Consider the following 10,595-nt stretch of genomic DNA (forward strand, 5'->3'; position numbering starts at 1 on the left):
ATTTTTGCCTTGCCTATATGGATATAGGTACCTTAGCGGTAGCAGGACGCGAGAGCGGTGCTACTAACGCTATTACCCCGCTTCAAGATAGATCATTTACTTAACACAACTGGTATAAGTAAAAATAAAGGCTTCAAAATAGAAGCCTTTATTTATATACAAGTATTAGGGGGATTACATCACTCGCATGCCGGGTTGTGAGCCCTCGTCTGGGTTCAAGATGTAAATCTCTTTACCACCTGGGCCTGCTGCTAGCACCATGCCTTCTGACATGCCAAAGCGCATCTTACGAGGTTTGAGGTTTGCAACCATTACCGTTAACTTGCCGATAAGATCTTCAGGTGAATAAGCCGACTTAATGCCAGCAAACACCTGGCGCGTTTCACCACCTAAATCAAGCGTAAGTTTAAGTAGCTTGTCTGCACCTTCAACATGCTCAGCGTTGGCAATTTTTGCGACACGTAGATCAACTTTGGCAAAATCATCGAATTCGATTTCCGCAGCGATTGGCTCTTTGGCAAGCGGGCTATTCGGATCTGCTGCTACAGATTGACCACCCACTTTCTTTTCAAGGCTTTCTTTAGACGACTCGATCATCGCATTCACTTTATCAAGTTCAACACGCTGCATTAGTGCCTTAAACTTATTGATTTCATGATTAACAAGAGCGTCGTTAACACTTTCCCAAGTAAGCTCGGTATTTAAGAAAGCTTCTACATTTTTCGCCATACCAGGGAGGATAGGCTTTAAATAAGTCAGTAGTACGCGGAATAGATTAAGACCCAGAGAGCACACTTGATGTGCACGCTCGAGCGTCTCTTCATTCTTTGCAAGCACCCAAGGCGCTTCGGCATCAATAAACTGGTTTGCTTTGTCTGCAAGGGTCATGATCTCACGCACTGCGCGACTGTATTCGCGGTTTTCAAAATGTGTCGCGATTGAATCCTTTGCAGCAACAAAGCTAGTTAGTAGCGCTTCGTCCATGACAGAGCCGCTTAGCTTGCCGTCAAATTTCTTAGTAATAAAGCCTGCACAGCGACTTGCGATGTTTACCACTTTGCCCACTAAGTCTGAGTTTACGCGTGCAGCAAAGTCCTCTAAGTTTAGATCTAAATCTGTAACGCCGCTGTTTAGTTTAGCTGCGTAGTAATAACGTAGATACTCAGGGTCTAAATGCTCTAGATAAGTACGAGCCTTTACAAAAGTGCCTTTTGACTTAGACATCTTAGCGCCATTTACGGTGACAAAACCGTGAGCGAATACGTTATTTGGTTTACGGAAATTAGCGCCATCAAGCATCGCAGGCCAAAATAGGCTGTGGAAGTAGATGATGTCTTTACCGATAAAGTGATAAAGCTCAGCGTCAGAGCTTTCACCCCAAAACTCGTCAAAGTTTAGGCCTTGTTTCTCGCAAAGGTTTTTGAAGCTTGCCATGTAACCGATTGGTGCATCCAACCAAACATAAAAATACTTGCCAGGCGCGCCTGGTATTTCAAAACCAAAATAGGGAGCGTCACGGCTGATATCCCACTGCTGCAAGCCGTCTGCAAACCATTCGTCTAGCTTGTTCGCCATTTCAGATTGCAAACTACCTGAGCGTAGCCATGTTTTTAGCATGTCTTCGAATGCAGGTAAGTCAAAGAAGTAATGCTCTGAATCTTTCAAAATGGGTGTCGCACCAGACATCACAGATTTTGGCTCAATTAATTCTGTTGGGCTGTAGGTTGCACCGCAGGCATCACAGCTGTCGCCATTTTGATCTTCAGACTTACAAGTCGGGCAAGTACCAGTAACAAAACGATCTGGTAGGAAAATGCCTTTCTCTGGATCAAATAACTGTGAAATCGTGCGCTTTTTGATATAGCCTTTTTCGTCTAAACGAGTGTAGATTAGCTCGCTTAGTTCACGGTTTTCGTCACTGTGTGTGCTGTGATAGTTATCAAACTCGATATTGAAGTCTGCAAAGTCACGCTGACGCTCAATACTTACCTGCTTAACCATTTCTTCAGGCGTGATACCTTGCTTCTGTGCATTTAGCATGATTGGTGTGCCGTGCGCATCGTCCGCACATACATAATAGGCTTCATGGCCTTGTAGCTTTTGGAAGCGAGCCCAAATATCGGTTTGAATATATTCCAGCAAGTGGCCTAAGTGTGTGGGGCCATTTGCATATGGTAATGCACTGGTAATGAGAATTTTTCTCTTCGTCATAACGATTCCATGAATTTAGCGCGATCTTTCTAATTGATGGTGTTGAATTGGTTGATTATTCACCGAGTTAACACTTGAATGGACAAGTGTGCTTAGTGACTCACCTTAGTTCAGACCATGAACCGCGAATTGACTGGTTTTAATGAGTTGAATGTTACATAATTCCGTGGCTATTTTCATCACCCAGAGGAGTTTAATTTGTATGTTTGGACTGGAAAAATGGTTTGCCAAGGGAAAAAACACCAAACAGGCAATCATTGAGCTTTTAAATGGCTATCGTAGTGCCGCATTACCAGTGGGCATTGATGCAAATTGGGTGATCAAAACACAAGAGTCAAAAGCACAAATTCAAGTGCAAATAAACTTTCCATTTGCCATCCAATGCGACCAAGATGTTGCTAGTTATCTACAGCAACACTTGGGTAAGCCTGTTGAGGTGACATCGAAAGTCGTCGTTGTTGGTCGACCAAAATTTAAAGCCATTAAACATATTATTCTTGTTGCCTCAGGTAAGGGCGGGGTGGGTAAGTCTACCACTGCGATTAATCTGGCGTATGCGCTACGCGCTCAAGACGCGAAAGTCGGTGTGCTAGATGCTGATATTTATGGCCCTTCACTACCGAGTTTACTGGCTCTTGAGGATGAAAAACCTCGGGCGAAAGATGATAAAACCCTACTACCAATTGAAAAGTCGGGCATTAAAGCCATGTCTATCGGCTTTTTAGTTCCAGCAGAGGACGCCACTGTTTGGCGAGGACCAATGGCTTCTCAAGCACTCACTCAATTGTTAAATGAAACGGATTGGGGCGAGCTGGATTATCTGATTGTTGATATGCCACCAGGCACAGGAGATATCCAACTTACTATGACGCAAAAAGTGCCAGCCAGTGGTGCGGTGATTGTCACTACACCGCAGACCTTGGCGCTAGCAGATGCACAGAAGGGCATCGCGATGTTTGAAAAAGTGCAGCTCCCCATTTTAGGTTTGGTCGAAAATATGAGTTACTTCAATTGTGAGCAATGTGGTAGTCGCAACCACATTTTTGGTCACTCTGGTGGCACCACGCTGGCGAGTCGCTATGGTGTGCCTCTGCTCGCGGAAGTACCGCTTAACGACCAAATCAGAGCAGCAACGGAGCAGGGCGAAGACATCATTGCCACAGTCCGTGAGCCTAATTCAGAAAGTAAGGCTGACAATCATGGTATAGCAGATCACTATGTTGACTGTGCCCAACTGGTTGCCAGTATGTTATATTACCAATCAGACTCAACATCGGGTGTTGAGATTGTGATGACGGAAGACTAAGAATGAGATTATCGGATACCCATATTCGAGAAGCGATTGAACAACAACGCATAATCATCGAACCTACACCTAAGCCAGATATGATTTCAGGCGTTACCGTGGATTTAAGACTGGGTAACAAGTTTAGAGTGTTTCAGGACCATGCCGCGCCTTACGTTGATCTCAGTGGTCCTAAAGATCAGATCAATGCCGCGATGGAATCCATCATGAGTGACGAAATTGTGTTAGAAGATGGCCAAGCGTTCTTCTTGCATCCTGGTGAGCTTGCGCTGGCAATGACATATGAAAAGGTAACGCTACCTGCCGATCTCGTTGGTTGGTTAGATGGCCGCTCGTCGCTGGCAAGACTAGGTTTAATGGTTCACGTTACCGCGCATCGTATTGATCCTGGTTGGTCTGGAAACATCGTATTAGAGTTCTATAATTCAGGTAAGTTGCCTTTGGCACTGAGGCCAAACATGAAAATAGGTGCGATGAGTTTTGAAACGATGACCAGTGCCGCGCAATTTCCTTATAACGAGCGCAAAGACGCCAAATATAAGGATCAAACTAGTGCGGTTGCGTCACGTATTAGTGACGACAGTTAATGGAATACTTTGGCGGATGGATTGGCGTGCTAGTCGTTAGCCTACTATAAGCAAATTTGACCCTTATGTTTGGAATAACAACGGCTAGAGAACAAGTTGTTATTCCAATCTTAAAATTGAATATTTCACCTCCTATAACGGCACACCACCTTTACATTTTTGAGCTCACACCGAATCAGTCATAACGATTTAAATTCAATAATATTTTTGCATTTGCTTTGATCCAAACCATACTTACAACAATACGTTTTTATGTTGTCGAGCGATACATCATGTAAATGGCTGTAAAAGGCAAAGTGAAATACGTGTTGGCGCGAGAATGACGTTGCCTCCTGATTTGCAAAGAGAACCTCATAGCCAATGCTTTTGGGTTGGTGTTTTTCTTGAACGTTAACGCTTGGTTCTTGGCATAACGAATAGGCTGACAAATCACCGTCAAAGTGACTCAAGGAGAATAGGTATGTGGCTTAGCGCTGCTAGGTATGCCACACTGATGTTTACGATAATTGTGTGTTGCGCCTTTGCGATGCTGGCTACTGCGGAAACGCAGCTGGCTGCAGAAACAATAGAGGCAAGACCTTTAATTTCAGTAGGCTATGGTGACTTTTCCGAGGCCCAGTTTAGTGTATCGCAAGAAACGGTAATTATTCCAAAGGGCGTTGCGGTTTGGCTTCGAATCACAAACCCCGTTCACGACGAACTGTCAGACCAAGTGCTGACAGTCACACGTCCATCCATGGGCAGTGTTGAGTTTTTTACCACGGATCCTATTGGAAAATTAATTCAAATCCCCGAAAGTAATAATCATACGTCATTATCCCATTTTTCACCTCATTTGGTGATCGATGCAAATAGCCGTATTGAGCCTATAATTGTTAAGGTTCAATCACCCTATGTTTCCTTATCTAGGGTAAGTATTGAGCCCTATGGAGTATATATCAAAAGTACCAATGCCCATCTATTTTTAACAGGGTTGTTTCTAGGGGCGATGTTTTTATTGAGTATTTTCATGCTCAGTACCGGTATTATTTCGAAACGTGCAAGCCTGCTGTCGGTTGGTGGCTATTTGCTGTCATTGGCTTGCCTATACGTCACCCATAAAGGACTTGCGGATATCTTTTTCAGCTACCAAAACAGTGTTCATTTTTTACATTTCAGTGGCAGCTTTGTGTGTTTTGCACTTGGCTTCAGTCTTTTGTTTTTTCATCATTTCCTTGCTAAAAATAGGCTTGATAGAAAGGTTAAGCTAACCATCAAGACGACTGCTTATATCTATTTACTCAGCGGTACTGTTGTGGCGTTTGCTAAAGTGGATTTACCGTTTGCGCTTCAATCCATAATGGTTATTATTGCGATTGTATTAAGTGCGATGATTTTGGTAAGCCAAGACCAAGACAGTCTTAAAGAAGTCTATTTTTGCTGCGCGATCTGGTCTCCTATGGTGGCGGTATTAATTGGCTTTGCTGGGAGTCAATTAATACAGCCAAGTGAACAGATTTCAATCGTAAATCATGTGTTGATCAGCCTACATTTAATGCTCTTACTACTGTTTGTAGTTTGGCATGATGCGGAAAAGCGACGTATGTATATTCATTACGCTGAGTTTGATAAAGAGACGGCACTGCCCAATAAATTCGCCCTGTTTGGCTCGCTCGCTAAGCTTGAGGAGCAAAATAAAGCGCATACATTGTTACTTTTTAAACCACTTATCCTACCATCAATAAGGCTGAGCTTTGGCTTAACCTTTGCCAATCAGCACATCAATAAGCTATTCAAAGAGGTCTCTGAGCAGATCAATACTTACGGTAGCGCTGCCGTCGCAAATAAAGGTAACACGCCTATTTACCGCCTAGAAGACCAAGTGTTTGCCATCGTGCTTGATGGTAAAATTGAGGTTAGTCAAGTTGAGCAATATGTATGCATTTTATCTGCTGTATTCGAAGAAGGGGTTGGATATAAAGACACACAGATTGTCGATAGTTTAGAGGTTGGGGTAGCGAATTATCCGATGCATGCGAAATCCACTGAGAAACTTATCCAGCGAGCGCTGCAGGCACTGAATACTAAATCGCATAATGGCCAACGTTGGCACCTATTTGATGTTGAAAGCTCTATTTCGACTGAGCGACAATTAAAGCTCACCTCTTTTCTTAAAAGTGCGATAGAACATGAACAGTTCAGTTTATTCTTCCAGCCGCAGGTAGATCTCAGGACTGGAAGGGTATTTGGCTCGGAAGTGCTACTGCGCTGGCTTCACCCTGAACTTGGTTACATACCACCTGATGAATTTATTCCGATTGCTGAGTCTTCAGGGCAAATTTACGAAATCACAGAATGGGTGATAGAGCATGCACTCCATTATCAAGCTGAGATTACCAAGTTATTGCCTGAGCACGTTATTTCAATCAATGTATCTGGTCGCGACTTGAGTAGAAGAGAGTTGTCGGTACAGCTTATTACGCTTATCAATGAATTATCACTCGCACCTTCTCAAATAATGATAGAGATCACGGAATCTGTAACGATAGGAAAAGAAGCAGAGCTTAAAGGGGTGTTGGATGATTATCGTTCAATTGGCGTTAAGGTAGCGATAGACGATTTTGGTACTGGATATTCGTCACTTGCATACTTGAGCAAACTTGGATTTGATGAACTTAAAATTGATAAGAGCTTTGTGATGGATATTGAGACATCCAAGAGTAACCAAAGTATTTGCAAGGCAACTTGTGATATGGCACATAGTTTAGGCTCAAAGGTTGTGGCTGAGGGAGTTGAAGATATCAATAGTTATATTCGTTTGCAGGCCTATGGCTGCGACTTTGCACAGGGCTATTTTATTTCACGTCCATTACCGTTCACGGAATTTAAGAGTTGGCTAAGTAAAGTCACCTATGCCGGCGATATAAAATCTTTCCTAGTTCGCTGAAGTAGTTAAAAATGGGCTCAGCGCACTGGGCTCTATGTTCACACGTCGGGTAAATTCCCAGCTTTTCTTGCTCTGAACCTTTAATTCCCGCGGCCAAAAACGAATTTGATATATCGCTGTGATAGGCAATAATGGCCTCGAACATCCGAGCTGTTAGCTCCTCGGGTAGCGCGTAATAAATCTGTTTGTTTGCGCTATCAGCAATCTTGGCGGTATGGAAGTACCGATTTGGTTTTTGATGCTGTTCATCTAAAAAGGTATGCGCAAAAAATGTTGCTAAAGCATTGTTCAGTGGGTGTAATACTGTTTCGGTAGAAAGTAACCAAGCTGATGAGGCAAAAGACTTTTTTGGTTGTGCTATTAAATGCTGGCAAATATAGTGGTCAAATGCATGCCACCACTCGTGGGCAAGTGCGCCACCACCGGCATTTTTTGCCAAGGCGAGTGTTCTCGTATTTGCTGCGTAATGCGCTTGAACACCTTGTTGACCGCCTGTACCAAAAGCAAAATTAAGCGTTCCTCGAAGGCCAATGACCTGTGGTGGTACTTGTAGTATTTGGGCTAGATCTGCGAGGGCATCATAAATGAAATTGGCGGATAAACGGGTTTCTTCAGGTGTAACCCAATGACCAATAGCCATGGTTTTAAAGCCAAAGGTCTGTTTGATTTCACTGAAATCAACTTGGTCGCCGAATCGATAATCGGGCCCTCGGCGAGTGTATCCGCGCTGTAGTCTAGAGCTTGGCATTTTCTTCCTTCAATACCTGGCCTTAACATCATCAGGCATAAGCTTCATCTGTTCTTTCACCATGCCTGCTTGAAGTTTATAGAGATCCGCAGTTTCACATTGATCTACAATCTCAAGAAATTGAGCGGCCGCTTCAAGTGTTGATAAACTGTATTCATGTTTAGATTTACGAATAGTATATTCGCTTGCATTTACCGAATCGAATTGAAAGCTGGGCAACTGGCTTAGCCATGGGTTGAGGTTATACAGCTTAGTGGCTTTCTTCCAAGTACCGTCCAATAATATGATGGCATCAAGCTTTTGAGTGTGATTATATTCTGTAGTTAAGGTCTTAGCGTGGTTGTTTGGGTAGAGCAGTGCAACATGGTTTGCGTTGCAGAAGTTAATCAACTCTTCAAAGTCAGCGGTGCTTTCTCCAACATACAGCGCAAACCTGTCTAACTGTAAGGCGAGGAGCTTTGCAGTATTTTTGGCGACTTTTACTTCGCTCGGGTGCTGCATAATAATAACTTGAATTGCATTTGGTATCATATTGCCAACATAGGAGCATACGCAAGTCTTTGTGGGAAACTGACAGATTGGGCAGGTATTACGTTTCATGTTTGATAAGGTGTTTCTTAATATAAGTCATATTTTATCATATCTTGCACGTATTTACTTTGCACAAGAAACCAGATTTGGCTAGCATAAGTATTAGAATATTAAATTTAAGGAAAATTATGAGCATCGTAATAGATGAAGGTGCCCTAGAGAACATGCAAATGTTACTGGGCGAGCAATTCGAAGATACGGTTCATTTTTGTTGTTCTGAATTCGAGCGGTTAGAATCGGAGTTGATGCTGAATTTGAATCAGGATCAAGAAGCTGCCATTCGTCATGCTCACAGTTTGAAATCTAATGCTGCCCAGTTTGGGGCTGCTAGTTTGAGCGATCTGGCAAAGACGATCGAGCACGCTCTCATGCAAGGGAAGCAGGATATTGTTGATGATTCTATTGAGAAGCTGGCAGCGCAAGTTGCAGGTTCAAAAGCGAAACTGCAGCAGTGGGTGAGTGCTCAACCTTAAAGTCAGAATAAGCCAAAGAGCGGAAATAAGGTCGTTTATACGGCCTTTTTTATTATTATTGCGTTACCCCAAGCACTTCATTTTGTAAGTTGCTTTTTTGAAGCATAAAAAGTTATCAAAAGCATAGAATTTAGACGGTATTGTGATATATGCTTGAGCAAAATGAGGGGGTTATAGATGCTACAAATAACAAAAAGTAATAAGCTCAACGGAGTGAGTTATGATATCCGTGGTCCAGTATTGGATCAAGCAAGGAAAATGGAAGACGAGGGCATGAAAGTCCTCAAATTAAATATTGGCAATCCGGCGGCGTTTGGCTTTGATATGCCAGAAGATATGCACCGAGACATCATAAAAAACTTATATTCTGCACAGGGGTATTGCGACTCAAAAGGATTATATTCTGCCCGAGTCGCTGTTTATCAATATTATCAGCAAAAAAGCTTTCCCAATATTAGTGTCGATAACATCTTCATTGGCAATGGTGTCAGTGAATTGATCCAAATGACCGCACAAGCTTTACTCAATGATGGTGACGAGGTCTTGATCCCTGCACCGGATTATCCGCTATGGACAGCCGCCGTTAAATTATCTGGCGGTAATCCAGTACATTATCTTTGTGATGAAGAGCAAGACTGGTTTCCAGATATCGAAGATATCAAGCGTAAAATAACGAGTCGTACCAAAGCGTTGGTGCTGATCAATCCAAACAATCCGACCGGTGCGGTATATGACAAAGCATTGCTCGAGGCATTAATTGACGTTGCCAGAGAACACAAGCTATTAATACTGAGTGATGAGATCTACGAAAAGATTTTATATGACGGTGCTGAGCATTTTTCAATAGCAAGTCTTTGTGATGATATACCAGTTATCACTTTTAACGGCTTAGCAAAAACCTATCGTGCGGCCGGGATCCGCATGGGCTGGATGGTGATCAGTGGTAAACATTCAGCGATGCAGGATTTGATCACAGGCTTAGAAATGCTCGCGTCTATGCGATTATGCGCCAATGTTCCTGCACAGTTTGCCATTCAACAAGCCCTTGGAGGCATACAATCCATCGACCAACTCATTGAACCGGGTGGGCGTTTGTATGAGCAGCGTGATATTGCGTTTAAAGGTTTAAACGATATCGAAGGAATAAGTTGTGTAAAGCCAAAGGGTGCGCTTTATGCCTTTCCGAAAGTGGACGTGAAACGGTTTAATATTAAGAATGATGAGCGTATGGTGCTCGATTTGCTCAAAGAAGAGAAAATTCTACTTGTCCACGGACGCGCATTTAATTGGCCTAGCGCAGATCATTTTAGATTAGTGTTTTTGCCACATAAAGATGATTTACAGCCCGCAATGGATAGAGTAAAGCGCTTTTTTGCACATTACAGTCAGTAATACCTTGTAATACCAATTAGTCTTAATACTTGCTCAATTTGAAGGAACAAATCTGACGCTAACTGCGTTAAAGGTTTCTCATTTAGAATAACTAAATAGCAAAATTTTCGCCTGGTTATCGACAAGATTTTCTCGCCTCAAAATAGATCACTTAATTAGGGCCTGTTGACCTTTGCTGTTTGATTTTTGTTCTCCTGAGTGTGTTTTGATCGCGACGCTCGACTTGCCGCCTAGTAATCTAAGCAAAAGTTGAGCAACAATGAACAAAGCGCACTCAGGTGAACCCAAAGGGCAGCGCTTGATTGGCATTTCTACTGTGTTCTCGCCTGACTCACATAGAATGACTATGCTACGCAGGCTC

9 protein-coding genes are annotated in these 10,595 nt (G+C 42.9%); 5 read left to right on the forward strand and 4 right to left on the reverse strand.

Annotation, left to right across the window (positions count from 1 at the left end; all coding sequences use genetic code 11):
* Positions 1–174 precede the first annotated feature (174 nt).
* Positions 175–2,211 carry a methionine--tRNA ligase gene (metG, locus tag CWC03_RS11340; RefSeq protein ID WP_138582025.1) on the reverse strand — a complete coding sequence of 679 codons (2,037 nt, stop codon included), beginning with the start codon at positions 2,209–2,211 and terminating at the stop codon, positions 175–177.
* A gap of 202 nt (positions 2,212–2,413) precedes the next feature.
* On the opposite strand from metG, the gene CWC03_RS11345 reads away from it, so the two are divergent.
* The 3 genes from CWC03_RS11345 (at position 2,414) to CWC03_RS11355 (ending at position 7,030) form a co-directional block, all read left to right on the forward strand.
* A complete protein-coding gene (locus CWC03_RS11345) occupies positions 2,414–3,517 on the forward strand; it encodes an Mrp/NBP35 family ATP-binding protein (RefSeq protein ID WP_138582026.1) in 1,104 nt (367 codons plus the stop codon).
* Positions 3,518–3,519: 2 nt separating this feature from the next.
* Positions 3,520–4,104: a dCTP deaminase gene (gene dcd / locus CWC03_RS11350; RefSeq protein WP_128728296.1), complete on the forward strand. Its 585-nt coding sequence runs from the start codon at positions 3,520–3,522 to the stop codon at positions 4,102–4,104.
* Positions 4,105–4,564: 460 nt separating this feature from the next.
* Positions 4,565–7,030 (forward strand): bifunctional diguanylate cyclase/phosphodiesterase, encoded by a 2,466-nt coding sequence (locus tag CWC03_RS11355; RefSeq protein ID WP_138582027.1) that lies wholly within the window; start codon positions 4,565–4,567, stop codon positions 7,028–7,030.
* On the opposite strand, the gene CWC03_RS11360 is transcribed toward CWC03_RS11355, so the two are convergent.
* On the reverse strand, positions 6,990–7,778 hold the full coding sequence (locus CWC03_RS11360) for a CLCA_X family protein (RefSeq protein ID WP_138582028.1): 789 nt from the start codon (positions 7,776–7,778) through the stop codon (positions 6,990–6,992). The two genes, CWC03_RS11355 and CWC03_RS11360, sit on opposite strands and share 41 nt — an antisense overlap.
* Before the next feature lie 9 nt (positions 7,779–7,787).
* The gene (locus tag CWC03_RS11365) at positions 7,788–8,378 is read right to left on the reverse strand and encodes a tRNA-uridine aminocarboxypropyltransferase (RefSeq protein ID WP_138582029.1); all 591 of its coding nucleotides are present in this window, start codon (positions 8,376–8,378) and stop codon (positions 7,788–7,790) included.
* A gap of 119 nt (positions 8,379–8,497) precedes the next feature.
* Between CWC03_RS11365 and CWC03_RS11370 the strand changes: the two genes are divergently transcribed.
* Entirely contained in the window at positions 8,498–8,842 is a 345-nt protein-coding gene (locus tag CWC03_RS11370; RefSeq protein WP_138582030.1) for an Hpt domain-containing protein, read from the forward strand.
* 177 nt (positions 8,843–9,019) lie between these two features.
* Positions 9,020–10,234, forward strand: coding sequence for a pyridoxal phosphate-dependent aminotransferase (locus CWC03_RS11375; RefSeq protein WP_138582031.1), 1,215 nt, complete (start codon positions 9,020–9,022; stop codon positions 10,232–10,234).
* Between the two features lie 147 nt (positions 10,235–10,381).
* Here CWC03_RS11375 and CWC03_RS23635 read toward each other — a convergent pair.
* Positions 10,382–10,595 (reverse strand): hypothetical protein (locus CWC03_RS23635; RefSeq protein ID WP_138582032.1); only part of this gene is annotated, 214 nt, incomplete at its 5' end.

The organism is Pseudoalteromonas sp. S2755 (genome assembly GCF_005886535.1).
Taxonomy (GTDB): Bacteria; Pseudomonadota; Gammaproteobacteria; order Enterobacterales; family Alteromonadaceae; genus Pseudoalteromonas.